Below are 24,823 nucleotides of genomic sequence, written 5' to 3'. Positions count from 1 at the left end.
CTCGAATACGAGCGAGTCGTTCTCGGAGCCGTCGGCGGACCGCAGTACACTTGTCTCCGATCACCCTACCGACGCCAGTGACGCGAGCGACCGACAGCGAGTTCGCCTTCGAGCTTCGGACCTGCCGGTGGGCCGAGCGGGCCTGGCCGCCGGCCGAGGACGTCGGCGACGACCGGGCCGTCCTCGTCGCCCGCCAGCTCGGCACGAAGCGTCGGCGCTGGGACACGATCGTCTTCGAGTGCGACCGCGAGGCCCTCGAGCGACGCGCGAACTTCGGCCCGAAGCGACTCGATAGCGACCTCCTGCACGTCGTCCGGAACGCGCCCGCCGACTGGCGCTACTACCGCGACGCGCTCCCGGACCCGGGCTACCCCTGGCGGTACGTCCGCGAGGCGATCCACGAGGCCGACGACCGGGGGGTCCTCGAGACCCGCAAGTCGGGCAACCGCATCGAGATCCGCCGGAAGTGGGAGTATCCGGAGTGGGTCGATCGGATCGTCGCGATCGAGAACAAGCCCGACCTCGACGCCAGCGCGGCCCGGAACCTGGCCGCCCAGCTCGAGTACGACGTCGCGCTCGGGCTCGCCGACGAGGTCTGGGTCGCCACCCGGGCGACGGGCGAACGGGTCGAGCCCGTGCTGTTCGAGGACCTGCCCGTCGAGGCCGGCGTGCTCGCGCTCGAGCCCGAGTCGCCGTCGGCCGACGTCGCGTGGTATCCCCGCTCGCTTTCGGTCGGCGAGCCGGGGACGCGCGTCCTCGAGCGGCCCGAGGGCGGTCGGCGGGACGGGTCGGCCGCTCGGTTCGAGTACGTCCCCCCGAAGACCAAAGCCGAGAAGCGCCTGGCGATCGCCGAACGGGCCTACGAGCGGGGGTGGCGCTCGTTCGCCGACACGATGCGGCCCGACTGTCGACACTTCGCGCTACGGGGGACCGACGGAACCCAGTTGCGTCCCTACTGCGGGGCCAAGGGCCGCTGCCAGACGGCCGCGGAGTGTTCGGGCGCCTGCTCGGAGTTCGAACCCGAACCGCCGCGCTGGCGGACGAAGGGGTGGCCCATCGAGGGCGGGCCGGGAACACGCTGTCGACGGCTGCTCGAGGAACGGCGCCGCCGTCGCCGTCCCGGGCTGTAGTCGGACCGCGGGCCGATACGCCGGGGGTCAGTCCATCGTCGAGACCTCGAGCTCGTCGCGGTCGACGGCCAGCCGGAACGTCGGGACGGTGCGGTACTCGATCTCGACGACGCCCTTCCGGCGCAGGCTCTGGAGCCCCGAGCGGACCGCCTCGGAGTCGGGGTCGACGTCGTGGGCGTCCCGGAGCTTGTGTAACACCGAGACGACGCTCTCCGATTCCTCGTCGGGGCCGGCGAGAACGTCGACGATCAGCGCCTGAAGCTCGGGCACCCGGATCCTGGAGGGCGTGCCGTCGTCGGGATCGCTCTCGACGCCGGGTTCGACGTCGACGAGGTCGGCCGCCTCGGCGGTCGCCCGGATCAGGCTGTTGTCGTCCCGAAAGTAGTAGTCACCCAGCTCGTCCTCGAGGTAGCCGTGAACCTCGCTGCCGCTTTCCAGCCCCCACCGTTCCTGCAGCTCCGAGTTTTTCGTCGGCTGTAGTTCCACCACGTCCGCCAGCCGTTCCCTGGCCTCGTCCGAGAGCGTCATCGCCCGGAGGTACGCGGATCCGATACTTTTGCGTTGTGTCCCTCCGGCGGGGCGCGGCCCGCTCAGTCCCCGAGTATCGAGACGGGCGCGGCCGTCTCGAGGGTCTCCTCGACCTGGGTGTAAACGAGAACGGCGCCGAGCGCCGCCAGGACGGTGCCGAAAGCGAACGGCGCCCAGATCCCGAACCCGATCAGCGCCCCCGAGGAGAGCGGGCCGATCGCGATCCCGAAACCGAAGGCCATCGTCAGCACCGAGAGCTTCGAGCCGGACTCGCCCTCCCCGGCGAGATCCCCCGCCAGGGCGAGTGCCGGCGCGAACACCATCGCGCCGGCGACCCCCTGCGCGAGGCGGGCCAGGAACATCGCCGCCGAACTCGCGACCAGCCCCTGGGCCATCGTCGCCGGGATCAAGATCACCATTCCGGCCAGGATGAACGGCCGTCGCCCGTACCGATCGCAGGCCCGTCCGATCGGCGTCTGCAGCAGGATCTGGGCGATGATGAACGCCGAGAACTGGAGTCCGAACCAGGTCGATCCCTGCTCGAGGTGGGCGTTGATCTGGGGCTGGATCGTCGAGAACAGGGCGATCGCCGCCGCCATGAATAGCGAGACGACCCCCAGGGTGAAAATGGGGTCGAGCAGGTTCTCGCCCGACGGATCGAGGACGTCGATCGAGAGGTCGGCGCCCGCGGTCGCGCCCGTCGAGTCGGGATCGGTGATCAGGATCGTCACGAGCAGATAGCTCAACGCGGCCGTGATCGCGGCGACGGAGAAGGCGGCGTCGAACCCGCTGATCGTCAGTCCGCCGGGAAGCGGGTAGGGTCCGGCGCTGACGACCGCACCGGCGGCGACGGGACCGGCGCCGAACCCGACCAGCCGGAACGTGTTGTAGACGCCCATGTTCCCGCCCCGGTCGCCCGTCGTCGCGAGTTCGTTGACCAGCGCGACCGACGCGGGGATGATGAAGGCGACGCTGATCCCCTGAAGCCCCCGAATCGCGAGCAGGGAGACGTACGTGTCGGCGAAAACGTACGCGAGGTTCGTCAGCGCGAGGCCGCCCAGTCCCACCAGGATGAAGGTCTTCCGGCGCCGGGTTCGATCCGAGAGCCGTCCCGTCAACGGCTGGAAGGAGCTGTTGAGAAAGCCGAACAACGAGAGGATGACCCCGATGATCATCGACTCGCCGAGCCCGAACGTCGGCCCGCCGACAACGTCGTCGGCGATATACAGCGGAATCACGATGATCAGAAACGAGTTGCCGATCCCGTCGGCCATCCGTGCGAACGCCAGCGCGAGCACCCGCCTGTCGACGGCGAACTGCGCGACAATCCATCGAACGAGACGCCGCATCGACTCGAGGTGTGCGGTCCATCCCGATTACCGTTTCGAATCGAAGTTCCTGCCGTCCGGACCGTCCGTGCAATCGCTGCGATTCTACAAGCCCCTGGCCGTCGTCTCCGCTCGCATGGACGAGGTCAAACTCAGCCGGATCGACGACGCCCTCGAGGAGCTCTCGTACCCGATCGACGCCGACGCGGCCGCGAGCGAGCTCGCGGGCGTCACGCTGTTGCTCGCCGACGGCGAACGCGACCTGGGCGAACTGCTCGAGCGGGCGAACGCCGAGCGATTCGAGTCGGCCGACGACCTCGAGACCGAACTGCACAACGTCTTACCGCGCGAGGCCGTCGGCGAACCCTACCAGTCGGAGGGCGAGGGGTAATCCAAACGGGTCGCTTAAGTCGCTCCGTCGTCGTATGCCGGACAACGATGGAATTCTGCGACGAATGCGGTTCGATGATGAAAGCCGAGGACGGCACCTGGGAGTGTGGTAGCTGCGGCTTTACGAAACCGAAAGGCGACGCGGCGGAGTACACGGTAACCGAGGACCAGGAGGCCAGCGAGGTCATCGAGTCCTCCGAGGAGACGTCGCTGCCCGAGACCGACGCGAACTGCCCCGAGTGTGGCAACGATCGGGCCTACTGGTACATGCAACAGATCCGGTCGGCCGACGAGTCAGAAACGCGGTTTTTCATCTGCACCGACTGCGAGTACAAGTGGCGCGAGGACGACAACTAGCGCTTCGAGCCGTCGGGGAGCGTCGAACGAAGGGGGAGTGGGTGGGGAGAACGGTGGGGGTCGAACGGCAACCGGGCCTCTGACACCTGCGGTCGCCCCGTGGAGGCAACCGACCCGCACTGCACTCCGAACCTACCGCTCCGAAAACAAAAGCCCGGTTCCAATATCGTTTGGTACTTCGTACGGTCTACTGTACGTTATTTCCGGAGCGACCGCGGGACGATCCCGGTCGCTCCGATAAACAGTTACGGCAGACCGTCTCACTCGTTTCGAGCGAGCGTCAGGTATCCGGTGTGGCCGACCGGAGCCGTCGACGGTCGCGAGCCGCGGTCGTCGAACTGCATCTCCCGCTGGATCGTCTCCCGGGTGCGAATCTCCGAGAGATCCGCCTCGCGGGCGGCCGCGACGACCTCGCGGGTCGACTCGACGAACGGGCTGTAGACCGCCAGGAACCCGCCCTCGACGAGCAGCTCCGGAACGTGCTCGACCACGTCCGGGGCGTCGCCCGTATCGAGGGTGACGACGTCGAACGACGATGGCTCGAGCTCGTCGACCGATTCGGTCAGATCGCCGGTGCGAACGTCGACGTCCTCGGCGACGCCGCCCAATCGCATGTTCTTCCTGGCGACCTCGGCGAACTCGGGGTCGCGCTCGTACGTGACGACCGACGCGCCCGCGCGGGCCAAAAGCGCCGCGAGCACGCCCGTGCCGGTTCCGGCGTCGAGGACGCGATCGCCCCGCGAGATCCCGGTCTCGCCGATCACCAGGCCGATATCCCGGGGGACCATCGGGGCGCCCGTGCGCTCGAAGTGATGGAAGAGGTCGGGACCCCGGAGCCGCCGGACCCGAAATTCCTCGCCCAGGTGGGTCTCGAGGGACGTGCCGGGTTCGACGTCCTCGGGGACCTCGAGGACGCCCAGATCGGTACCCATCTCTCCGCCGGGCTCGACGAGGAACTCGCGGTCGCCGCGGACCAGTAGAACGGGAACGGTCACGCGTTACTCGAGGGCCTCGACCGCGGCGGCGAGGTCGCCGTCGTGGTCCTCGAGGGCTTCGCGGGCCTCGCTCTCGCTGACGCCCGTTCGGGTGGCGACGATCTCGACGTCGTCGTCGGGGATCGCGCTCCCGGCGTCGGCCTCGTCGGTGTCGCCGGCGCCGACGGCGCCCGCCGCACCCGACTCGACCTCTTCAGGCGAGCCGACGATCTGGTAGGTCTCCTGGCCGCGGGCGTCCATCTTCGTGACCTCGGCGTCGTCGAAGACGAGGTCGTACTCCGCGGTCCGGATGACGACCTCCTCGGCGTCGACGTCCTCGACGTCGATCCCCATCTGTTCCATCATCTGTTCCATCTTGCGCGGGTTCATGCCGCCGCCTCCTCCGAACATACCCGGTACGTCGCCACCCGCAACCTTTTACTTTGTCGTTCGGAGAGCGCCCGACGGGATCCGAAGCGGTCGCTCCCGCAGGGCCAACGGGTATCCGTCCGTCGCTCCTTGCCTTCCCATGCCAGCCGAGCGAGACGACGTTCGCGTGTGGCTCGTCGAGCGCGGATACAACAACCGCGACCTCATCATCCTCAAGTACGCCACTCCCGACGGACAGCGACTCTTCCGCAAGGAACTCGCCGCCCAGGCCGTCGACGTGGGGAACGTCACCGCGGCCAGGGACGTCTCGCCGGACAACCTCGAGGCCGTCGACGACCCCGAACTCCGGGACCGGTACGCCGACGAGGCCGCTCGAGTGGCCGACGAGCGCGATCCCGACGACTCGATCTGACCGCCGCGCTCGAGTCCGGACGGTCGCCGAGGGTCAGCGCTCCGCGGGAACGCCCTCGCGGACGCTCACCGCCATCCCCGTCTCGAAGTCGCCCATCGCCGGACCGTCGATCCGGGCCGTCCCGACCGCGAGCACCTCGCCGCGCTCGTGGACGACGACCACCTCGTCACCCGGGCGGATCTCGGAGCCAGCCTCGAGGACGAACTTCGCGAAGACGTTCTTCTCCTCGCGGACGAACGGCTCGCTCTCGTCGTCGACGACGACGCGGTAGGCGGGGTGGGCGAGCGCGGCGTCGAGCCGTCGCCCCCCCTCGATTCCCAGGGTGAACCGGCCGTCGATCCCGAACGAGACGAGGCGGCCGTTCGCGCAGTGGACCTGCTGGGGTCGACCCGAGGTGGTGCGTTTGACCGTCAGCGACTCCGTCGGCGGGAAGAGGCTCGCGCCCGCGCCGGCGCCGAACTGGTAGTCGGCGATCGTCCGCAGCGCCGGCAGGCCCGCGTTTCCGTCGGCTGGATCGCTCATAGCCCGGGTTCGCCGCGGGCGGTCGAAAGCCCTTCGACCTGCCGGCGACGGCGTTGCGAATCGCTGACAACCAGTGTCCCGCGACTGTCATCAGGAGCGTTATATAGCTTGCTGGCGACTGGACGGTCAAATGGATCTCACTCAGGTCGGCCTCGGACTGGCGTTGCTCGCCGTGAGCAGCCTGACCTTCGTCGGCCCTGCCGTCCTCGAGTCCGACCTCCTGGGGTACGCGCTGACGGGGTCGGCGCTGGTGGTCGGAACGTGCGCGCTGTTTGCCGATATCGTCCGCGAGCAACGCGTCTAGAGCAGGAACGTCTCGTGGCGCGACTCGAGGTCGAGAAACGAGTCGGCCTCCGCGATGAGCTCCTCGGCGGTCGAAGACTCGAAGGCCATCACCTCGACGCGGACTCCCTCGTGGCGCAGGTGCGAGCAGAGCCGCGAGAAGTCGCCGTCGCCCGTACAGAGCACGAGCGTGTCGATGTGGTTCGCCAGCGTCACCGCGTCCAGGCTCATCCCGACGTCCCAGTCGGCCTTTTTCGACCCGTCGGCGAACGTCTTGATGTCCTTGATCTTCGTCTCGAAGCCGATGTCGATCAGCGCGTCGAAGAAGCTCTCCTCCTCGGGCGAGTCCGCGCGGATGACGTAGGCGATGGCGCGGGTGAGCTGGCGGTCCTGGACCGCCTTCTCGAGCAGCGCGGAGTAGTCGATGTTCCGGCTGTGGAGGCTCTGTGCGGTGTGATAGAGGTTCTGCGCGTCGACGAGAACCGCGACGCGCTGACCCGCGTGAATCTCGGTCATGTCCTACCCGTGACGGGCGATCGTGAAAACCCTTCTCACAACGGGCGGCCCTCCGGCGATCCGTGGCCGACGTGTCGCGGAAAAAACGTGCCGGCGCGAGATCAGCTGCGCAGCTTCGCGATGCGCTTCTCGGTCGGCGGGTGGGTCGCGAACACCGTCTCGAGCAGCCCGCGCTCGGAGTTGAAGATACAGAGCGCGGCCTGGCCCTCGTCGATGGTCGACTCGCGGTTCTGGGCGCCCTTCTTGATCTTCTCGAGGGCCCGCGCCAGCGGGTCGCCGCTGCCGATGTACTGGCGGGCGTCGTCGTCGGCGACGTACTCGCGGTACCGCGAGATGGCCATCACGAGGACCGTGACGAGCATCTGGGCGACCATCGAAAGGATCCAGCCGACGATGAAGCCCCCCGGGTTGTCCTCGCCGGCGAACACGTAGACGAAGTAGACGGCGTAGCCGACCATCATTCCGACGGAGCTGCCAAGCGTCATCATCAGGACGTCGCGGTTCTTGATGTGGGCCAGCTCGTGGGCGACGACGCCCTCGAGTTCGTCGCGGTCGAGCAGCCGGATGAGCTCCTCGCTGACGACGACGACGCCGTTGCCCTTCCGACCGGTCGCGAAGGCGTTGGGAACGCCCATTCCCTGGACCATCAGTTTGGGCTTTTTGATCCCCATATCGCGGGAGAGCGACTCCGTCATGCGGTGAATATCGGCGTACTGCCCCTCCTCGGGCATCTCCTCGGCGCCGCGGGTCGCACTCCAGGTGCCGATCTTGTACTGGACGAACGGAAACGTCACCAGCAACAGCAGGACGATCGGCCAGGCGCCCGTTCCCAGAAACGCCAGGCCGACGGCCCCGACGAACAGGTACAGCGCCGCCAGCAGCGAGCCGACGACGAGCATTCGCACTTTCAGTCCGAAGTCTGTCATAACCCGACCTAGGGAGTCGCGGTGTATAAATTTCGCGGGAGGATTCGACAGACGGCGCAAGGAAATCGCACCCGGGGTCGCGGGCCGCGAGCCGCCGCGGCCTACGGGGGCGACTCGAGACGCCCGCACCGACGAGAGCCCCGCGCGTTCGCAAATACGAGAGGGAGCGAAATCCATAAGTCCGTCCCCGTCGCTGTTTCGCGTATGCCACGCACCGCTCGCGTCGCCGACCCGGTCTCCGTGAGCGGAGCGAGCGCGACTTCCTTCTCGAAAAAACGCGTCTGAACGGTGTGCTCGTGGCGAGCGTAGCGACCTCGTTTCGGGCGCGATTCGGTGCGGTTCGATGGATCGGTCGACGAACTCACAGCCACCACAACCCAGATACATGACATCCGACATCGACTTCAGCGGCGTCTTCCCGGCGATGTGTACGCCGTTCGACGAAGACGAAGGAATCGACTTCGAAACGCTGCAGACTGACGCCCAGCGACTCGAGGAGGCGGGCGTCGACGGGCTCGTTCCCGTCGGCTCGACGGGCGAATCGGCGACGCTGACCCACGACGAACACGTCGAGGTCGTCGAGGCGGTGATCGACGCCGTCGACGACGTGCCCGTCATCGCGGGCTCGGGCTCGAACAACACCCGCGAGGCCCTGGAACTCTCCGAGCGCTCGGCCGACGCCGGCGCCGACGGCTTGCTTCTGATCTCGCCGTACTACAACAAGCCCGAACAGCAGGGCTTCGTCGAGCACTACGAGACGATCGCCGACGCCGTCGACCTCCCCCAGATCGTCTACAACGTCCCATCGCGGACGGGCCAGAACATCGAACCCGACACGGCCGTCGAACTGGCGAGCCACGAGAACATCGCGGGCTACAAGGCCGCCAGCGGCGACCTGGGCCAGATCGGCGAGGTCGTCGAACGCACGCGCGACGAGGACTTCGCGGTCCTCTCGGGCGACGACGCGCTCACCCTCCCCGTCCTGTCGGTCGGCGGCACCGGAACGATCAGCGTCTCGGCGAACGTCGAACCCGAGCGAACGTGTGCGATGGTCGGGGCCGCCCTCGAGGGCGACTACGAGCGCGCTCGAGAGCTCCACCACGAGCTCGGCCCGCTGTTCCGGGCGCTATTCGTCGAGACCAACCCGATCCCGGTCAAGGAGGCGATGGAGATCCGCGGCTACGGCCCCGCGCGGATGCGCTCGCCGATGACTCGCCTCTCGGCCGAGAACCGGGAACTGCTCGAGGACGTCCTCGCCGAGTTCGAGGACGAGCCGACGGCGGTCGCCGACGCAGAGGCCGGGCCATGACGGTCGGGATCGGCGTTACCGGGGCGACGGGGCGGATGGGACGGGAGGTCGTCGCCGCCGTCGCCGACCGCGAGGACTGCGAGGTCGCCTTCGCGGTCAACCGCGACCCCGACGGCGGGGACGTCGACGGCGTCGAACTCGAGGCCGCGGCGCGGTTCGACGCGCTGCTTTCCGAGCGCGAGCCCGACGCCGTGATCGACTTCACCGGACCCGAGTCGGCCGTCGACTACGCCCGGGCCTGCGCCGAGACCGGCGTCGCCTTCGTCACGGGCACGACCGGGTTCGACGACGACGGGCTCGCGGCCCTCGAGGACGCCGGCGCCGAGGTTCCGATCCTCCACGCGCCGAACTTCGCCCGCGGGGTCCAGGCGCTGGTCAACGTCGTCGGGCAGGCGGTCCGGAACCTCCCGGGGTACGACGTCGAACTCGTCGAGACCCACCACAACGGGAAGCGCGACGCCCCCAGCGGCACCGCGAACCGCCTGCTCGAGGAGATCGAGGAAAACGGCGAGTTCGCCGGGCGCACGCACGGCCGCGAGGGCGAGGCCCCCCGAGAGGACGGCGAAATCGGCGTCCACGCGCTCCGGGCGGGCGATATCACCGGCGAGCACGAGATCCTGCTGGCGGGCAACGACGAGGAGGTCCGCCTGACCCACCGGGCCGAAGACCGCGGCGTGTTCGCCGCGGGCGCGGTCGACGCCGCGGTCTGGATCGCAGGACGGAAGGCGGGGAGCTACGACTTTGCGGACGTGATCGACGAATGAGCGCGCTCGAGAGCGAGATCGGCGAGCTGTGGGACCGCAAACAGAACGGCGAGGTCGACGCGGAGTCGGCCGGCGAGGACGAGTTCGCGACCCTGGAGGCCTTTCTCGAGGCCCTCGAGGACGGCGAGGTCCGCGCCGCCGAGAAGTCAAGCGGCGAGTGGGAGGCAAACGAGTGGGTCAAGCGGGGGATCCTGCTGAACTTCGGCCTGCGGGAGAACGCGGCCTACGAGTACGGCGGCGTCGACCACTACGACGTCCTCCCCCTCCGGGAGACGGACGACCTCGGCGAGCGCGGCACGCGGAACACGCCCGACGGGACGACGATCCGGCGTGGCGCCTACCTCGGCGCCGACTGCATCATGATGAGCCCGAGCTTCGTCAACGTCGGCGCCCACGTCGGCGACGGCACCCTCGTCGACTCCTGTGACACGGTCGGCTCCTGCGCCCAGATCGGCGAGAACGTCAAACTCGGCGCGAACACGCTGATCGGGGGCGTCCTCGAACCCGTCGAATCGGCGCCCGTCGTCGTCGAGGACGGCGTCTCGCTGGGTGCAGGCTGCCGGGTGACCTCGGGGTTCGTCGTCGGCGAGAACAGCGTCGTCGGCGAGAACACGCTCCTGACGCCGCGGATTCCCGTCTACGACCTCGTCGAGGAAGAGGTCGTCTACGGCGAACTGCCCGCCGACCGCCGCGCCTTCACGCGGTTCGTCGAATCCTCGGTCAGCGACCACGACCTCTTCGAGGGCGGGGCCTACAAACCCGCCGTCGTCGCCACCGACCTCGAGACGGAGACCCTCGAGGCCACCGAGCGCGAGGACGCGCTCCGCGAGTAGGCGTCGACAGTCGTTTCGATCGGGGAGTTCTTCGAGTCCCCGTCTCGACAGCGCCCGGTGTCGGCGGCCCCCTCCGGAACTACCATCTTGCTATAGTTCTACGAATACCGATACTTCTCGAACGGAGGGGATCGAGCGATTCGGTGAACGAGATCCGAGTATCGGTCGAAGGCGCGTTCCAGGATGCCTGAGGAGGTCGATCCGTACTTTCGTTCTGGGCGTCGATCGCGGACGCTGTAGCGGACGCCCCGATGGAAGCGGATGCTCTCGATTCGGTGTCGTCTACGCGTCACGGACGACTCTGTAGCCCGTCCAGCCGCGTCGGGTCGCCGTCGGCGACGCCGCACCGAGACACGCGTTCGATACTCTCTAGAGCCGAGCTATTTCGAATTTCCTCCGGAAAATGATGAGTAAAAGGCGGTTCGCGGATCGGGAGGTATTCCGCGACGAGATCGGTCGTCGGAACGAAATATGAGAATCGTTATTGTACTCGACGCTGTCGCCAGCGTATGCGCATCGACGACGAGAACGGCGTGCGGAGGGTCACCTTCGACCGACCGGAGCAGCTGAACTCGTTTACGGCCGACGAGGCCAGCGAGCTGGCGGCGGCCATCGAGGGCGTCGACGAGGACGAGTACGACGCGGTCGTCCTCACGGGGGAGGGCGAGGCGTTCAGCGCCGGCGGCGACCTCGAGGCGATGGACGAACGCGAGGAGACGCCCAAGGAGTCGTACGACCGAACGACCGAGACCCTGGGGCGGGTCGTCGAGGTCGCGCTCACCTCGCCCGTTCCGATCGTCGCGAAGGTAAACGGCGACGCCGTCGGGGCCGGGTTGGCGGTCACCGCCGTCAGCGACTTCGCCTACGCCGCGGAATCGGCCGCGTTCAGCTGCGCGTTCGTCCGGGTCGGGCTCGTTCCCGACACCGGGGGGACCTTCCTGCTCCCGCAACTGATCGGGCTCCGGGACGCCAAGCGACTGGCGCTGACCGCCGAGTTCGTCTCCGCCGAGGAGGCCGCGGAGCTCGGACTCGTCAACGAGACCGTCCCGGACGACGAGCTCGACGAGGCGGTCGCGGAACTGCTCGAGACGCTGCGGGAGCGCCCGACGGCGACCCTCGGGCTGACCAAGCGGGCGATCCACGAGAACATGGGGCGGTACTGGCAGGAGGCGCTCGATCACGAGCTGCTGACCCAGTCGCTGGCGTACGGAACGCCCGAACACGAGGACGGCGTTCGGGCCTTTCTGGAGCGACGGTAACACCGGTCTTCGCGTTCCCGGCCGACGAGGAATCACCTAGCTATTTCACGGTCGGCGAGTATGTGCTGGTATGCCAACCGCACTGCTCGCCGTCGACGACGACGAGTCGCACGTCGAACGCCAGATCGAGACGCTCGTCGGACTCCCGTTCTCGAGCGACGAGCTGACGGTGACGATCCTGCACGTGTTCTCGGAGAACCCCTCGGGAGCGTCGGTCAACCAGCTCAAGACCGCGCGACTCGCGGCGGATCGACTCGGGGAGGCGGGGTTCGAGACGGCCTTCGCCGAGCGAAGCGGCGATCCCGCCGCGGAGATCCTCGAGCACGCGACCGAGAACGACGTGGCGCTGATCTGTGTCGCCGGCCGGAAGCGCTCGCCGACCGGAAAGGCCCTGTTCGGAAGCGTTACCCAGGACGTGATTCTCAGCGCCGAACGACCGGTACTCGTCGCCGGAGAGCTCGGCGACGATCGCTCCGCGGCGTGACGACCGCGACCCTCGTCTCGGGCCGCAGGGGGGCCGAGGACTGGGTCGCGTTCGGGCTACGGCGACCGCCGCTCGAGCAGTTCGTGGTTCTCGAGGGTCAACACCTCGACGCCGTCCTGGTTGGTCACTACGATCGACTCGTCGATGACCCCGGTCCCGGGATCGCTTTCGGAGGCGCGCGCGTCCGTGATCGTCGTCGTCACGGAGAGCGTGTCGCCGGGTCGGACGGGTTCGCGCCAGCGAACGTCGTCGATTCCCAACCCCGCGATCACGGCTCGTTCCTTCCGAACCGTCTCGACGAGCAACCGAACCGACAGCGAGAGCGTGTGGTACCCGCTCGCGATGAGCCCGTCGTACCTGCTCTCGGCGGCCGCGGACGGATCCGTGTGGATCGCCAGCGGATCGAACCGCTCCGCGAAGTCGGTGATCTCCTCCTCGGTGACCGTCACCGAGCCGCACGAAATCGTCTCGCCGACCGTAACGTCCTCGAGGAAGACGGCGTCCTCGTCGGTCCCGTTCATACGCTCGCCGACGGCGCCGGGACGGATGTGCGTTACTGCTCCGGAAAGGAACTCCGTTCCGGGCACTGCAGCGGCGGCGGCGGTCGCGTCGCTCGAGGGACCGTCTCGTGCCGAAGGGTCCATTGAATAGAGTTTTTGTGGTGGGATCCCCTATTCTGTGGTAGTAGGTATGACAGGGAAATACATGACATCCGAAAGCAACTTACCGGACGACCCGGAGGGGGAGGAGATACAGCTCCAGGTCAGCGACGAGCGCACGAAGGAAATCTTCGACGTCCGCGCGAAGATCGACCGCGAGCCGGAGAACCTGTCGGATCCGGATCGGCTGACGGTGGTCAAAGGGCCCCACGAGAACACCGAGGAGGAGTGGTACATCGACGTCCTCGAGACCGAGGACGACGACGTCGATCGGGAGCTGCTCGAGTCGACGATGGCCGCCGTCGAGGAGCAGTCGACGGTCATCAACACCCGATCGAAGGAGGTCAAGACGCTGCTGCGATACCTCGCCGAGACGGGCGAGTACGACTCGGTCTCCGAGGCCAGCCGGACGATCATGCTCGACTACCTCTCGGAGCAGTACCCGGATCTCGTCGGCGAGTACATCGATCTCAAGGTCCAGTCCGAACGCAGCGAACTGGCCGACGAGCTGTACGACGACACATGACCGCGGACAGCCTCCGGCAGTACCTCCAGCTCCTCGAGACCAGAGGCGACCTCCACCGGATCTCGGAGCCGGTTTCCTGGAACCTCGAGGCCAGCGCGGTCACGATGCTCGCGAACACGGAAGACGCCGGGATCCCCCTGTTCGAGTCGGTCGACGGGGCGCGGCTCGTCGGCGATCCGTATCGAGGTCGCCAGCGGCGCCCCTGGGATCGGATCGCGCTCGGCCTCGGGCTCCCGCCGGATCTCTCCGCCGAGGAGTACTACGAGGCGGTGATCGAGCGGTTGAACGACCCGAGGGAGCCGACGACCGTCCCGACCGCCGACGCCCCCTGCAAGGACGTCGTCGCGACCGGCGACGAGGTCGACCTCCTGGAGTTTCCCTGGCCGTACATCCACGCGGGCGACGGCGGTCGCTACTCGAACCTGCACACGCTCGTCGCTCCCGACCCCGACTCCGAGTGGGTCGACTGGTCGTACCACCGCTCGATGATCCACGACGGCGAGACCGCCAGCGTCCTCCTGCTCGCGGGCGAGCAGACGCCGAACCTCTACTACTACAAGTACGAACAGCGCGACGAACCGATGCCGGTCGCGATCGCCGTCGGCGCCGAACCCGCGGTCCAGGCCACCTCCGTCATGTGGATCCCGACCGGACGGGACGAGGCCGAGTACGCGGGCGGACTGAAGGGCGAGCCGATCGAGCTCGTCGAATGCGAGACCAACGACCTCCGGGTGCCGGCGACGGCCGAACTCGTCGTCGAGGGCGAGATCGTTCCGAACGAGCGCCGCGACGAGGGGCCGTTCGGCGACTACTTCGGCTACGTCCACGGCCCACGGCGGTCGATGCCGCTGCTTCGGATCACGGGGATCACCCACCAGCGGGACCCGATCATTCCGTTCTGCGTCGAGGGGACGGGGGTCGGCTACTCCGAGAACTCGACGAGCTCCATGGAGGTCGGCTGCGTCGGCCCCGACGCGACGCTCGGCCTTCGCACCGCCGGCTTCGACGTCGAGCGCTGTGCGCCCTGGAAGTCGACGCCGCGAACGGTGTACACGATCGCGACGCCGACCGACGACGACGGCGCCCTCCACGAGCTCGCGAACTTCATCTTTACGACCTGGGGGATGCTCCACGTCGACTTCTTCATCTTCGTCGACGCCGACGTCGACCCGCTCGACCAGCGCCAGGTGCTCGAGGCGCTCGCGCTTCACGCCGACCCCGACGAGGACTTCCACCAGTTCGGCGTCGAGACGATGCCGAAGGTGCCGCTGAACATCTACCAGACCCCGACCGAGAAGGGCGACGTCCAGACCGGAACCTCGAAGGCGAAGACGGCGAAGGCCTACATCGACGCGACCAGCGACGAGGACGGGGCCGGGGACGGGGACGGCGGCGATATCGAATTCGAGTACCGGGCCCAGCAGATCCTCGAGTCCGCCGGCGTCGACCCGGAGAAGCTGCCGTTCGTCGACCCCGGGGTGTCCGAGCGATGACTACCCTCGACGACCACCTCGAGACGCTGCGGGGAACCGACGATCTGGTATCGATCGACGAACGGGTCCACTGGGACGGGATGGCCGCGTCCATCGCGACCGAGGCGGCCCGACACAACTGTCCCGCGGTGCTGTTCGAGAACACGCCCGGCGAGGTGCGCTTCGCCAGCGGCGTCTTCGGCGGCCCCGATCAGTTCGCCAGCCTCGATCGCCGACCCTGGCGGCGGATCGCCCAGTCGCTCGAGTTCGGTCCGGACTGCTCGTACGAGGCGGTGATCGAACGACTCTCGCGGTCGCGAGCGTCGACGGCCGCCCTCGAGGCCGACGGGGAACCCGCGGCGACGGCGCTTGCCGATACCGACCTGTACGGGCTCGGACTGCCGACGGCCGACGACGGCAGCCCACTGGTCGAGCTCGGGATCGCGATCGCGACCCGGGACGGCGACACCAGCTGGGCGCCGATCCGGGGGATCGAACGGCGCAGCACGCGGCTCCGCCTCGCGGTACCGAGCGCGTTCGCCGACTGGTGCGGGGAGCGAACCGACGCGAGCGTCGCCCTCGGCGTGGGGGCAGCACCGCTCGTGGCGGCGTTCCAGGGGTGGACCCAGGATCGAACCGTGCCCGACGTCCCCGGGCTGGCGACGGGGATCGCCGACGTCCCGCTGGGGACCGTCGACTCCCGGGTCGTCCCGTCGGAGGCGAACGTACTGATCGACGGTCGACTGACGGCCGACGGAACCGGCGACGATCCGAGCGACAGGACGGCGGCCTGGGAGCTCTCCTGCGAGACGACGACCGTCGACGTCAGCGTCGATCGCGTCGCGACCCGCGAGGATCCCGTCGTCGCGTTCGCGCCGTTCGAGGGCCCCCTGACCGACGACCTCCACCTCGCGAGCCTCGTCGAGGCGGCCCAGCTCTTCCGGCGCGTGAACGGCTACTGGGGGGTCTCGCCCGTCGAGTGGATCCGTCTGCCCGTCGAGGCTCGCCTCGGGCTCTGTATCGTCTCGAGCGAGATCCTCTACGCGGGATTCGAGTGGCAGCTGGCGAACACGCTGTTTTCGTTCTCGGACCTGTTCGACAAGGTGCTCGTGCTCGACGAGAACGCCGATCCCGCGAACCTCGCGCGGTCGATCGACGATATGTGGGTGAAAGCCCACCCCGGAAACGACTGGATCTTCAGCGAGCCCAACGCTCCGAGCGCGGCCACGCCCACCTACCGGCGCAACGGCGAAACCGGCTCCCGGCTGTACATCAACGCGACGTGGGACCCCCACTGGGACGAGGAGTACATCGCGCCGCAGGTTACCTTCGAGACGTCGTTTTCCGACAGCGTCAAGGACGCCCTCGAGGAGCGATGGGAAGCCTTAGGACTCGACGACCTCATCGGTCCGAAACGCGATGACTGAGATCGAACGCATCCCCGTCGGCGGCGGCACGCCGGAGGGGACCAACAGCGCGTACCTCCTTCCGAACCGCGGCGTCCTCGTCGACACCGGACCGCCGTCCGAGCGGGCGTGGCGGGACCTCCGCCGCGGGATCGAGGACTCGCTCGGGCTCGAGGTCCTCGAGCACGTCGTCCTCACGCACTGGCACGCCGATCACGCCGGACTGGCACACCGCATCGCCGACCGCGCCGACGCGACGGTCCACGTTCACCGCGAGGACGCACCCTTGATCGGCGACTACGCGGACGCTCGAGCGCGCCGTCTCCGCCGGGACGAGCGAACCCTGGAGCGGTGGGGCGTCCCGGAGTCGGTTCGGCGGACAGTGATCGAGCGCGACGCGCCGTCGCCGCTTCCCGACGCCGCACCCGTGAACCGACTGGACGACGGCGACGCCGTCGCCGGGCTCGAGGTCGTCCACACGCCGGGCCACACGAAGGGCCACGTCTCGCTGCGGATCGACGAAACGGTGCTTCTGGGCGACCTCCTCCTGCCGACGTACACCCCGAACGTCGGCGGGAGCGACACCAGACTCGAGGATCCCCTCGGCGCGTACCTCTCGTCGCTCGAGCGCGTCGCGGACCACGAACGCGGCGAACCGGGACACGGAACGAGCGTGGCGATCGACGAGAGCATCGCGGAAGTGCGACGCCACCACCGGGACCGGGCCGCGGCGGCGTTTCGAACGATCGTCGAGGCCGACGCGGCGTCGCTGACCCCGTGGCCGGTCGCCCGCGAGCTGTTCGGCGAGATGGAGGGCGTCCACGCGAAGTTCGGCGCGGGCGAGGCGGCCGCGCATCTGGCCCGGCTCGCCGAACTGCGGATCGTCGAGCGAAGCAGGGACGATCGCGGTCGGACTCGGTACCGACCCGTAGTCGACTCGTATCCGTCCGTACTGTCCCTCGCACCGTAGGCTTCCGTCGCTGTCGCTTCTCGGCGAGAAACGTCCGCGAAAATACGGATGAACTATGGGAGAGACACTCGAGGCGCGCGTAGCGGACCGTCTCGATCCACGCTACGGGAGTCCCGGTCTCGAGGCGAGTCTTACTCGTCGCCCGGTTCCTTCTCGCCGAGCTCGACGCCGAGGAAGTCCGGCTCGCGGTCGTTGAGGAAGGCGTCGACGCCCTCCTCGGCGACGTCGGAGCCCAGCAGGCGGTTCTGGAGCTCGCGCTCGTGGGCCAGCGCGTCCGAGAGCGGCATCTCGAGGCCCTCGTTGACGGCCAGCTTGTTGTTGCCGACAGCGACGCTGGGCTTTTCGACGATCTGCGCGGCGAACTCGCGGGCCTGCTCCTCGACGTCCTCCGGCGGGTGGATCTCGTCGAAGATGCCGCGACCGGTCGCCTCCTGGGGGGTCAGCGTGTCGCCCGTGAGCATCATCCGAAGCGCCTCGGAGCGGTCGATGTAGCGCGGAAGCAGCTGCGTGCCGGCCTCGCCCGCGATCATGCCCAGGTGGATCTCGGGCATGCCGACGTTGTAGCTCTCGTCGTCGCCGACGTACCGGAAGTCACAGGCGAGCGCGAGCTCGAGGCCGCCGCCCATGCAGTGGCCGTTGACGACGGCGATGAAGATGGTGTCGGTCGTCCGCATCTTCATGATGATCTCCTTGCTCGTCTGGCTCGCGTAGCCGACCTGTCGACCCGACTTGTCCTGAAGCTCCTGGATGTCGAACCCGGTCGAGAAGAACTTCTCGTTCGAGCTTCCGAAGATGACGGCGCGGACGTCCTCGTCGAAGCGCACCGATTCGACCGCACGCTGGAGGTCCAGCAGGACCTCGATGTCGTGTGCGTTTGCCGGCGGGCGGTCGAGACGCAGTTCCCCGATGTGGTCGTTGACCTCCGTCGTGAAGTACTCTAGGTCCAACTCGTCGAACGCTTTGAGTTCCATACAGTATCCCAATCACGCTCCCCCCACATGAAGGTTTCTATTCATCCAGTTTTGTAGAATATATTTGGATATACTCGGAAGTATTGGGGCGATTAGCCTCTGATTGCTGTCCTCTGTTATCTTCCGGTGTCTGGATTGTCGCCGTCGTACTTGATCCGCTCGAACACGGTGTTGCAGCCGTTACAGTAGTACTGGGTCTTCGAGATCTCGCTCCCGAACGCCGACTCCCGTTCCGTGTCGACCGACTCGCAGAACGGACACGTAACCTCCGGCTCCGAGGCGTGGTCGGTCATCATCAGCTCAGGGCGAACTCGGCGTTGCGCTCGCCGCGGAGCTGTTCGACGTCTTCGGTCGAGATCGCGTCCGTTCCGGTCCGGCGTCGGGTCTCGTCCCAGTCGTCGACGGCGGGCGCGTCCCAGTCGACGCCCTCGAGGGAGACGTCGGTGTCGGCGAACAGCTCGCGGTAGTGGTCGGCGAACGCCGCTCTGATCTCCGAGACCGGGCGGTCGGTGAAGCCGGCCTCGTAGAGGGGGTCCTCGCTTTCGTCGTACGCCGCCGGCCCGATGAGCGCGAGCGCCTGCGGAAGCGTCCGCTCGAGCGTGGCCTGTACCGTCTCGGGATCCTCTTCTGCCAGCGTCTCGAGGCGGGCGTCGTGGTACTCGAGGTGGAAGTACTCGTCCTCGCCCATCTTCGTGATCAGGCCCTCGAGGTCGTCCTCGTCGATCGCGTCGAGCAGGTACCACGCGGCTCGGTCGGCAGGCGCGATCGAGGCGACGTACTCGGTCCAGTCGCCGTCGATCCGATCGAGACACGCGGCGTTGGCGAACTCGTCGGAGTCGCGCTGGCCCTTGGTCCACTCGAGGTCCCGTCCCTGGGCCTCGAGTTTGCTCGCGAGCTGTCGAACGTGGCCGATCTCCTCCTGCGCTGCGCTGGCGCCGCCGATGTCGTCCTCGAGGGAGGGTCCCGAGAGCGCCCACTGCGCGTACCGGTGTCCAAGGACGAGCTTGGTGTCCGTGATCGCCTGGACGTAGTCGACCGCGGGTTCGGGCCAGTCACTCACTGGTGCTCACCCCGACGGTCGGCTTCGGATCGTTGCTCACTCGCTGGTAGTCGTCCTCACGGACGACCGCGAGCATGTCCCAATCTTCTTCGTCGAACGTGTTGTACGCGTACATCTTTGCCAGTCTGTCGCTCTTTGCGGTGACGTTGCCGATGTGTTTGGTCTCGTCACCTTGGTTGATTCGTGCGAATACTTCGTACTTCATAGGCTGATCCCCGCCTCGCGGATCTTTTCGCGAACCGATTCCGTAAGCATGTCCTTCGACCAGACGGGATCCCAGACGACGTCCACCTCGACCTCGTCGACGCCGTCGACGAGCGCGAGACAGCTCCGCACGTCGTTGTGGATCATGTCGTAGGCCGGACACCCCATACAGGGAAACGACATCTCGACGGTGACGTTCCCGTCGTTCTCCGCGACGTCGTAGATCATCGCCATCTCGACCAGACTCACCGGAATGTGTGGATCCGGAATCTCGTCGAGGACGTCCCACAGCTCCCGCTCGAACGGCGTCGTATCGTCACGCCGTCCCTCGACGAACTCGCTGGTCCGGGAGATGTCGGTCAGTTCGTCGCCGTTTCGCTGTGCGCTTGACATGTTAGACCTCGACCTCGACGGTACCGGACTGGATCAGGTCGACGTACTTCTCGTTGGCCGGGCCGCGATTTCGCCAGCGGTCGATCGTGTCGGACCACGAGATCGGTTCGTCGAAGCGCCAATCCTTGTTCTCGGCGTCGAACGCGACCGGGAAGTCGTACTCGAGGACGTACTCGTCGGCGTCCTCGTCGTAGTGGGCGGGCACGTCCAGATCGAGCTCGTCCATCAGCGGCATCGTCCGCGAGAGCCAGTCCTGACGGAGCTCGTCGTTGGACTTGCCCTTGATGCGGTACTCGAGCTGATCGTCGTGTTTCTTCTTGTCGTCGGGCATCCCGAACCACTCGACGCCCATCGGGAACATCCAGTCGACGGCCTCCTGGAGCTGCCGTTTGGTCTTCTCGCCGTTGTTCGCGAGCCGGCGCATCCACGTCTCGCCGTGGCGCAGGTGGAACTGCTCTTCCTTGCTGACCTTCGTCAGCGCGCGCTTCCAGGGCGCGTAGGAGGTGTTCTCGTGGATGTCGCCGAGCAGGACGATCCCCGCGCGGTCGAACATCCCGTGTGCGGAGACCAGTTCGGCGAAGTTGTCGATGCGCTGGTCGAACCCGTAGGTGTTGCGAAACTCGTGGGGCTCGCGCCCGTAGATAAGCTCCTCGCGGTCCTCACCCAGGTCCTCGAGCAGTCGGTAGGCGATGTGGCCGTGGCCGAGCTCGTCCTGGATCACGCTGATACACGACGCGCGGGCGTCCAGCGACGGGGCGTTGAGCGACTGGTCGTAGTACGCCGGCGCGCTCATCAACTCGGTGTCGCCCGACACCAGGAGGATCTGCTTGAGGGCTTTCTTGTAGCCGTCGGTCATCTCCTCCGTCGATTCGATCATCCGCCCGTTCTGTAGTTCTTGCTTGAACTGCTTTTCTGAGGGCATGGCTCTAATCGTCCATCTATCGCTTGTCCGCCCAGGGTTATAATTGTTTTCTGTATACGCTTCGTGTATCATATCGGCCGTTTCGGCGACGGTCGCGAACGCGGACTCCGCTCACCGGTCGCGAGCGGTCCCGATTCGGCCGTCCTCGATCCGGCGAATCCGTATACGCCTCGAGCGCCGGCTCGGGAACCCGTCCGAACGGACCGAACCCTGCCGACGATCGTATCGCGTCGCGCGCGTAAATAAGACAAATATATTACAAATACAACAGTGCCTTTTTTAGTAATCCGATCCAGATGGTAAGCTATGACGTACGACGTACGACAGGCGACCAGCGACGACGGCGAGAACCTCCTCGAACTGTGGCACGGCTTTACCGACCACCTCTCGAAGCACGACGACCGGTACCGCCACAAGGAGAGCGCCAACGACCGGTGGCTCCAGTACTTCGAGAACCAGCTCGTCGACTCGAAGTACGGGACGGTCTTCGTGGCGGAACACGAGCAAAGCGGTGACCTCGTCGGCGTACTGGAGGCGCGGATCATGGGCAACCATCCGATCTTCCGCCTGCAGGACCACGGCTACATCAACGGTCACTTCGTCGCCGAGGACCACCGCGGCGAGGGAGTCGGCAGTCAGTTGCTCGACGCGGTCCACGAGTGGTTCGATCGGTCCGAGCGCGAGATCGACTTCTACCGCGTCGACGTCATTCAGGGCGACGACGACTCGGAGGGGTTCTACGAAGCCAACGAGTTCGAACCGGTCGAGCACGTCTTCGAAAAGTCGATCGATCAGTGAGCATGGTCGAGACCTACACAGTCGAGTTCGTCGACGAGGGTCGAACGCTCGAGATTCCGGAGAACCAGCCGATTCTGGAGGCGGCGGAGGAGGCGGGACTCACACCGCCGTACCAGTGTCGGATGGGCGTCTGTGGCGTCTGTTGCGGAATGATCGTCGAGGACGGGGAGGTCGAGCAGACCGAGGGAATGTTCCTCTCCGACAGCGAGAAAGAAGAGGGGTACGCGCTGACCTGCGTAGCGAAACCGCGGTCCGATCTCCGGATCCGAACCGACGAGAGTCCCTGACGCCGGGACGATCATCGAACGCTCTTTTCGGCTGTCGCTATCGACTCGAGAGCGGGCGGGCTCTTTCGCTCTCGAATTTTGTATACGTCCTCCGTATACGGGACTACGCTCTCCTCGTTCGGCGCGGACGCCGGTATTATTACAGTAGTATTTCTGTAAATAGATAGCGCGCTCGTTTACGGAGGTACCGGTGTAATCCACCGAGGCGAAGCCGGCCGACGGTCTCGAGCCGACGAGTCGAGAGAACGGCCGTATACACGGCCCGTATTTGAGGAGCGATTACGGAATACGTATACGCAAAGGCTGGCGTTGAGAGGACGCAAGCGTTGCGTTTCGTGGCTCAGTCGCGTTCCGCGGGCGGTCGCCGCACTCGCCGCGTGAGCGGCTGTCGAAGCTCGAGCGCCATCGACAGCTCGGAGAACCCGCGTTCGATCACCTCGAAGCCGACGTTCTTGTACACCGTAATCGCGCGCTCGTTCCCGGTCGACACCTCCAGGGCGAGTTCGTCGCCGTCGCGCTCGTCGGCGTACGCGACGAGCTGTTTGAGCAGCTCGGAGCCGACGCCTTCGTTCTGGTACTCCTGATGGACGAAAACGATGAACTTCCATTTCCCTTCGGCCGACTCGGTGGGGACGACCGCGACGTGGCCGACGGCCCGGCCCCCGTCGAACGCGACGAGGTTCCACCCCGCCGACATCAGCCGTTCCAGCCAGCTCTCGATCCGCGACTCCCCGTTGGGCGGCAGTCCCAGGCTCCGGCTGTACTGATCGAAGCCGTCGTACATCCGGACGAGCGAGTCGAGATCGTCCGACTCGGAGGGGCGGACGAGAAGCGAGACGCCGGTTTTCGTCTCGAACCGCGGACACCGCGGCGGACAGTACGGCGTGCCGCGACACTCGGAGTTGTCCCACCCCGTACAGGCGCCGGCCGCTCGGCTGTCGCTCGATGACATACTGATACCGTCTATCGGACGCGGAATAACTACTGTGCCGAACATGTTTCGACGCCGCCGAGAACGAGCGAAACGGCGTCGACGGATCGGCAACGTGTCGCGGATCGATCGCAGAACGGGGTCGATCAGCTACCGTGTTCCTGCTCCCGGAGTTCGGTCCGGCGGATCTTCCCGGTTTCCGTGCGCGGAAGCGACTCCGTGAACTCGATCTCGCGGGGGTACTTGTACGGCGCGAGCGTGTTCTTGACGTGGGTCTGGATCTCGTCGACGAGGTCGTCGTCGGGCGCAGTGCCGTTCGAGAGCACGGTAAACGCCTTCACGACCTCGCCGCGTTCCTCGTGGGGGCTGCCGACGACGGCGACCTCGGAGACGGCCTCGTGTTCCTCGATGACCGCTTCGACCTCCGGACCCGGAATGTTGTACCCGCTCGAGATGATGAGGTCGTCGCTGCGGGACTTGTACTCGAGACGGCCGTCCTCGCGCTGGACGAAGATGTCGCCGGGGATCGACCAGCCGTCATCGGTCGTCGATCCCTCCTGCTTGTCGGGGCGGTTCCAGTACTCGACGCCCGTTGGCCCGCGAACGGCGAGCAGGCCGGCCTCGCCGCGCTCGAGTTCCTCCCCGGTGTCGGGATCGATGATCTTGCACTCGTAGCCGGGGACGGGAAAGCCGGTGGCGGTCGGGTCGATCTCGCCGTCGTGGCGGTGGCTGACGAAGATGTGGAGCATTTCGGTCGTCCCGATGCCGTCGAGCAGGTTGATGCCGTACTCCTCCTTGAAGTTCTCGAAGGTCGTCGGCGTGAGCGGCTCGCCGGCGCTGAGCCCCACCCGAAGCGACGAGACGTCGTACTCCTCGGGCCCCTCGGGGTAGTTCGAGAGGATCTGATTGAACCCGGTCGGGATCGAACACAGCACCGAGACGCCGTGGTTCTCGACGGCCTCGAGCAGGTCGCCGGGGCTGGCGTCCTCGACGAGGCTCGTGCTCGCGCCGAACCGGAGCGGGAACGTAACCAGGTCGCCGTAGCCGTACGCGAACGGAAGCGGCGGGTTCCCGCCGAAGACGTCCTCTTCGCTGGGGTCGAGGCAGTACCGGGCGTACGTGTCCGCGGTCGCGAGCACGCTCCGGTGGCTGTGGATCGCACCCTTCGGTCGTCCCGTCGTCCCGCTGGTGTACAGCATCAGCGCCAGGTCGTCGCGTTCGGTCTCGTAAGCCTCGAGCTCGTCGTCGGCCTCCTCGAGGAGGTCGTCGTAGCTGTGGTGGTCGTGATCGACGCCGTTGCGCTCGGCGACGATAACGTCCTCGACGGTCTCGAGGTCGGGGAGCGCGTTCTCGACCTCGTCGAGGAGGGCGTCGTAGACGACGACGGCCGTCGCCTCCGCGTTGTTGATGATGTAGTCGAGTTCCTTGGCCCGCAGCAGCTTCATCGACGGCAGCGCGACCCCGCCGATCTTCTGGACGGCCAGACACGTTACGATCGCTTCCGGACGGTTCGGGAAGCGAGCGACGACGCGATCGCCGGCTTCGACCCCGAGGTCGCGGAGGGCGTTCCCCATCCGGTTGACCTTCTCCTGGAGTTGCTCGTAGGTGATCGTTCGATCCTCGAAGTAGATCGCGACGTTGTCACCGCGGCCCTCCCGGACGTGGCGGTCGACGAGTTCCTCGGCGACGTTGGTCCGCTGCGGGTAGTGAGCTTCCGGCGTGGGATGAATGTAGTCCGGGGTGATCGATTCGTCCGGTAGATACTCCTCTGGGACGGTCGGCTGCATGTACGAGTAGTTCATCATAGCTTTAAATTATAT

32 protein-coding genes are annotated in these 24,823 nt (G+C 66.8%); 16 read left to right on the top strand and 16 right to left on the bottom strand.

Going from position 1 to position 24,823, the window contains the following annotated elements:
• The first annotated feature begins 77 nt into the window (after positions 1 to 77).
• Positions 78 to 1,130 carry a DUF5787 family protein gene (locus C492_RS20045; RefSeq protein WP_008426982.1) on the top strand — a complete coding sequence of 351 codons (1,053 nt, stop codon included), beginning with the start codon at positions 78 to 80 and terminating at the stop codon, positions 1,128 to 1,130.
• A 27-nt stretch (positions 1,131 to 1,157) separates the two neighbouring features.
• Here the strand turns inward: C492_RS20045 and C492_RS20040 are convergent, their stop codons facing one another.
• Together C492_RS20040 and C492_RS20035 are read right to left on the bottom strand one after the other, a co-directional pair.
• Positions 1,158 to 1,658 carry a DUF5797 family protein gene (locus C492_RS20040; protein ID WP_008426981.1) on the bottom strand — a complete coding sequence of 167 codons (501 nt, stop codon included), beginning with the start codon at positions 1,656 to 1,658 and terminating at the stop codon, positions 1,158 to 1,160.
• 62 nt (positions 1,659 to 1,720) lie between these two features.
• Complete coding sequence (locus C492_RS20035; RefSeq protein WP_008426980.1) at positions 1,721 to 3,007, bottom strand: MFS transporter; 1,287 nt, start codon at positions 3,005 to 3,007, stop codon at positions 1,721 to 1,723.
• A 115-nt stretch (positions 3,008 to 3,122) separates the two neighbouring features.
• On the opposite strand from C492_RS20035, the gene C492_RS20030 reads away from it, so the two are divergent.
• Together C492_RS20030 and C492_RS20025 are read left to right on the top strand one after the other, a co-directional pair.
• Positions 3,123 to 3,377, top strand: a complete 255-nt coding sequence (locus tag C492_RS20030; RefSeq protein ID WP_008426979.1) for a DUF5789 family protein — start codon at positions 3,123 to 3,125, stop codon at positions 3,375 to 3,377.
• Positions 3,378 to 3,424: 47 nt separating this feature from the next.
• The gene (locus C492_RS20025; RefSeq protein WP_008426978.1) at positions 3,425 to 3,733 is read left to right on the top strand and encodes a transcription factor S; all 309 of its coding nucleotides are present in this window, start codon (positions 3,425 to 3,427) and stop codon (positions 3,731 to 3,733) included.
• 260 nt (positions 3,734 to 3,993) lie between these two features.
• Here the strand turns inward: C492_RS20025 and C492_RS20020 are convergent, their stop codons facing one another.
• Positions 3,994 to 4,728 carry a methyltransferase domain-containing protein gene (locus C492_RS20020; protein ID WP_008426975.1) on the bottom strand — a complete coding sequence of 245 codons (735 nt, stop codon included), beginning with the start codon at positions 4,726 to 4,728 and terminating at the stop codon, positions 3,994 to 3,996.
• Between the two features lie 3 nt (positions 4,729 to 4,731).
• Positions 4,732 to 5,118, bottom strand: coding sequence for a nascent polypeptide-associated complex protein (locus C492_RS20015; RefSeq protein WP_049893214.1), 387 nt, complete (start codon positions 5,116 to 5,118; stop codon positions 4,732 to 4,734).
• A 118-nt stretch (positions 5,119 to 5,236) separates the two neighbouring features.
• On the opposite strand from C492_RS20015, the gene C492_RS20010 reads away from it, so the two are divergent.
• On the top strand, positions 5,237 to 5,509 hold the full coding sequence (locus C492_RS20010; protein WP_008426973.1) for a hypothetical protein: 273 nt from the start codon (positions 5,237 to 5,239) through the stop codon (positions 5,507 to 5,509).
• A 33-nt stretch (positions 5,510 to 5,542) separates the two neighbouring features.
• Here C492_RS20010 and C492_RS20005 read toward each other — a convergent pair whose 3' ends face one another.
• Positions 5,543 to 6,031, bottom strand: coding sequence for a PUA domain-containing protein (locus C492_RS20005; protein WP_008426972.1), 489 nt, complete (start codon positions 6,029 to 6,031; stop codon positions 5,543 to 5,545).
• A 130-nt stretch (positions 6,032 to 6,161) separates the two neighbouring features.
• On the opposite strand from C492_RS20005, the gene C492_RS24790 reads away from it, so the two are divergent.
• The gene (locus tag C492_RS24790) at positions 6,162 to 6,335 is read left to right on the top strand and encodes a hypothetical protein (protein WP_008426971.1); all 174 of its coding nucleotides are present in this window, start codon (positions 6,162 to 6,164) and stop codon (positions 6,333 to 6,335) included.
• On the opposite strand, the gene C492_RS20000 is transcribed toward C492_RS24790, so the two are convergent.
• Both C492_RS20000 and C492_RS19995 read right to left on the bottom strand, forming a co-directional pair.
• On the bottom strand, positions 6,332 to 6,829 hold the full coding sequence (locus C492_RS20000) for a LabA-like NYN domain-containing protein (protein WP_008426970.1): 498 nt from the start codon (positions 6,827 to 6,829) through the stop codon (positions 6,332 to 6,334). The two genes, C492_RS24790 and C492_RS20000, sit on opposite strands and share 4 nt — an antisense overlap.
• Positions 6,830 to 6,930: 101 nt before the next feature.
• On the bottom strand, positions 6,931 to 7,755 hold the full coding sequence (locus C492_RS19995) for a M48 family metallopeptidase (RefSeq protein WP_049893213.1): 825 nt from the start codon (positions 7,753 to 7,755) through the stop codon (positions 6,931 to 6,933).
• Positions 7,756 to 8,140: 385 nt separating this feature from the next.
• Between C492_RS19995 and dapA the strand changes: the two genes are divergently transcribed.
• The 5 genes from dapA (at position 8,141) to C492_RS19970 (ending at position 12,404) form a co-directional block, all read left to right on the top strand.
• On the top strand, positions 8,141 to 9,064 hold the full coding sequence (dapA, locus tag C492_RS19990) for a 4-hydroxy-tetrahydrodipicolinate synthase (RefSeq protein ID WP_008426968.1): 924 nt from the start codon (positions 8,141 to 8,143) through the stop codon (positions 9,062 to 9,064).
• A complete protein-coding gene (dapB, locus tag C492_RS19985) occupies positions 9,061 to 9,828 on the top strand; it encodes a 4-hydroxy-tetrahydrodipicolinate reductase (RefSeq protein WP_008426967.1) in 768 nt (255 codons plus the stop codon). Before dapA ends, dapB begins: the two co-directional genes overlap by 4 nt.
• Positions 9,825 to 10,661 (top strand): 2,3,4,5-tetrahydropyridine-2,6-dicarboxylate N-succinyltransferase, encoded by an 837-nt coding sequence (locus tag C492_RS19980; RefSeq protein ID WP_008426965.1) that lies wholly within the window; start codon positions 9,825 to 9,827, stop codon positions 10,659 to 10,661. Before dapB ends, C492_RS19980 begins: the two co-directional genes overlap by 4 nt.
• A 509-nt stretch (positions 10,662 to 11,170) precedes the next feature.
• Positions 11,171 to 11,920, top strand: a complete 750-nt coding sequence (locus C492_RS19975) for an enoyl-CoA hydratase/isomerase family protein (RefSeq protein ID WP_008426963.1) — start codon at positions 11,171 to 11,173, stop codon at positions 11,918 to 11,920.
• Between the two features lie 70 nt (positions 11,921 to 11,990).
• Positions 11,991 to 12,404 (top strand): universal stress protein, encoded by a 414-nt coding sequence (locus C492_RS19970; protein ID WP_008426961.1) that lies wholly within the window; start codon positions 11,991 to 11,993, stop codon positions 12,402 to 12,404.
• A gap of 56 nt (positions 12,405 to 12,460) precedes the next feature.
• Here C492_RS19970 and C492_RS19965 read toward each other — a convergent pair whose 3' ends face one another.
• Entirely contained in the window at positions 12,461 to 13,048 is a 588-nt protein-coding gene (locus C492_RS19965; protein WP_239643465.1) for a MaoC/PaaZ C-terminal domain-containing protein, read from the bottom strand.
• A gap of 61 nt (positions 13,049 to 13,109) precedes the next feature.
• On the opposite strand from C492_RS19965, the gene C492_RS19960 reads away from it, so the two are divergent.
• The 4 genes from C492_RS19960 to C492_RS19945 are packed head-to-tail and all read left to right on the top strand — an operon-like array spanning position 13,110 to position 17,437.
• A complete protein-coding gene (locus tag C492_RS19960) occupies positions 13,110 to 13,589 on the top strand; it encodes a hypothetical protein (RefSeq protein WP_008426959.1) in 480 nt (159 codons plus the stop codon).
• A complete protein-coding gene (locus C492_RS19955) occupies positions 13,586 to 15,082 on the top strand; it encodes a UbiD family decarboxylase (RefSeq protein WP_008426958.1) in 1,497 nt (498 codons plus the stop codon). Before C492_RS19960 ends, C492_RS19955 begins: the two co-directional genes overlap by 4 nt.
• A complete protein-coding gene (locus C492_RS19950) occupies positions 15,079 to 16,488 on the top strand; it encodes a UbiD family decarboxylase (protein ID WP_008426957.1) in 1,410 nt (469 codons plus the stop codon). The genes C492_RS19955 and C492_RS19950 overlap by 4 nt, the downstream gene beginning before the upstream one ends.
• Complete coding sequence (locus C492_RS19945; protein WP_008426956.1) at positions 16,481 to 17,437, top strand: MBL fold metallo-hydrolase; 957 nt, start codon at positions 16,481 to 16,483, stop codon at positions 17,435 to 17,437. Before C492_RS19950 ends, C492_RS19945 begins: the two co-directional genes overlap by 8 nt.
• Before the next feature lie 131 nt (positions 17,438 to 17,568).
• On the opposite strand, the gene C492_RS19940 is transcribed toward C492_RS19945, so the two are convergent.
• From C492_RS19940 to C492_RS19915, 6 genes are all read right to left on the bottom strand, one after another.
• Positions 17,569 to 18,408: an enoyl-CoA hydratase/isomerase family protein gene (locus tag C492_RS19940; protein ID WP_008426955.1), complete on the bottom strand. Its 840-nt coding sequence runs from the start codon at positions 18,406 to 18,408 to the stop codon at positions 17,569 to 17,571.
• Positions 18,409 to 18,524: 116 nt separating this feature from the next.
• Positions 18,525 to 18,704, bottom strand: coding sequence for a PaaD-like zinc ribbon domain-containing protein (locus tag C492_RS19935; protein WP_008426954.1), 180 nt, complete (start codon positions 18,702 to 18,704; stop codon positions 18,525 to 18,527).
• Positions 18,704 to 19,468: a Phenylacetic acid catabolic protein gene (locus C492_RS19930; RefSeq protein WP_008426953.1), complete on the bottom strand. Its 765-nt coding sequence runs from the start codon at positions 19,466 to 19,468 to the stop codon at positions 18,704 to 18,706. Before C492_RS19930 ends, C492_RS19935 begins: the two co-directional genes overlap by 1 nt.
• On the bottom strand, positions 19,461 to 19,673 hold the full coding sequence (locus tag C492_RS19925; RefSeq protein ID WP_008426952.1) for a hypothetical protein: 213 nt from the start codon (positions 19,671 to 19,673) through the stop codon (positions 19,461 to 19,463). The genes C492_RS19930 and C492_RS19925 overlap by 8 nt, the downstream gene beginning before the upstream one ends.
• Entirely contained in the window at positions 19,670 to 20,065 is a 396-nt protein-coding gene (locus C492_RS19920) for a metal-sulfur cluster assembly factor (protein ID WP_008426950.1), read from the bottom strand. Before C492_RS19920 ends, C492_RS19925 begins: the two co-directional genes overlap by 4 nt.
• 1 nt (position 20,066) lies before the next feature.
• On the bottom strand, positions 20,067 to 20,987 hold the full coding sequence (locus C492_RS19915) for a Phenylacetic acid catabolic protein (protein ID WP_049893211.1): 921 nt from the start codon (positions 20,985 to 20,987) through the stop codon (positions 20,067 to 20,069).
• A gap of 306 nt (positions 20,988 to 21,293) precedes the next feature.
• Between C492_RS19915 and C492_RS19910 the strand changes: the two genes are divergently transcribed.
• Together C492_RS19910 and C492_RS19905 are read left to right on the top strand one after the other, a co-directional pair.
• The gene (locus C492_RS19910) at positions 21,294 to 21,785 is read left to right on the top strand and encodes a GNAT family N-acetyltransferase (protein WP_008426947.1); all 492 of its coding nucleotides are present in this window, start codon (positions 21,294 to 21,296) and stop codon (positions 21,783 to 21,785) included.
• Between the two features lie 2 nt (positions 21,786 to 21,787).
• On the top strand, positions 21,788 to 22,072 hold the full coding sequence (locus C492_RS19905) for a 2Fe-2S iron-sulfur cluster-binding protein (RefSeq protein ID WP_008426946.1): 285 nt from the start codon (positions 21,788 to 21,790) through the stop codon (positions 22,070 to 22,072).
• 340 nt (positions 22,073 to 22,412) lie between these two features.
• On the opposite strand, the gene C492_RS19900 is transcribed toward C492_RS19905, so the two are convergent.
• Both C492_RS19900 and C492_RS19895 read right to left on the bottom strand, forming a co-directional pair.
• Complete coding sequence (locus C492_RS19900; RefSeq protein WP_008426945.1) at positions 22,413 to 23,024, bottom strand: GNAT family N-acetyltransferase; 612 nt, start codon at positions 23,022 to 23,024, stop codon at positions 22,413 to 22,415.
• A gap of 125 nt (positions 23,025 to 23,149) precedes the next feature.
• A complete protein-coding gene (locus tag C492_RS19895; protein ID WP_239643464.1) occupies positions 23,150 to 24,790 on the bottom strand; it encodes an acyl-CoA synthetase in 1,641 nt (546 codons plus the stop codon).
• Positions 24,791 to 24,823: the final 33 nt, after the last annotated feature.

The sequence above is a fragment of the Natronococcus jeotgali DSM 18795 genome, assembly GCF_000337695.1.
Lineage (GTDB): Archaea > Halobacteriota > Halobacteria > Halobacteriales > Natrialbaceae > Natronococcus > Natronococcus jeotgali.
The sequence above is the reverse complement of the archived record's forward strand: the minus strand, read 5'-3'. Positions and strand labels throughout refer to the sequence as shown.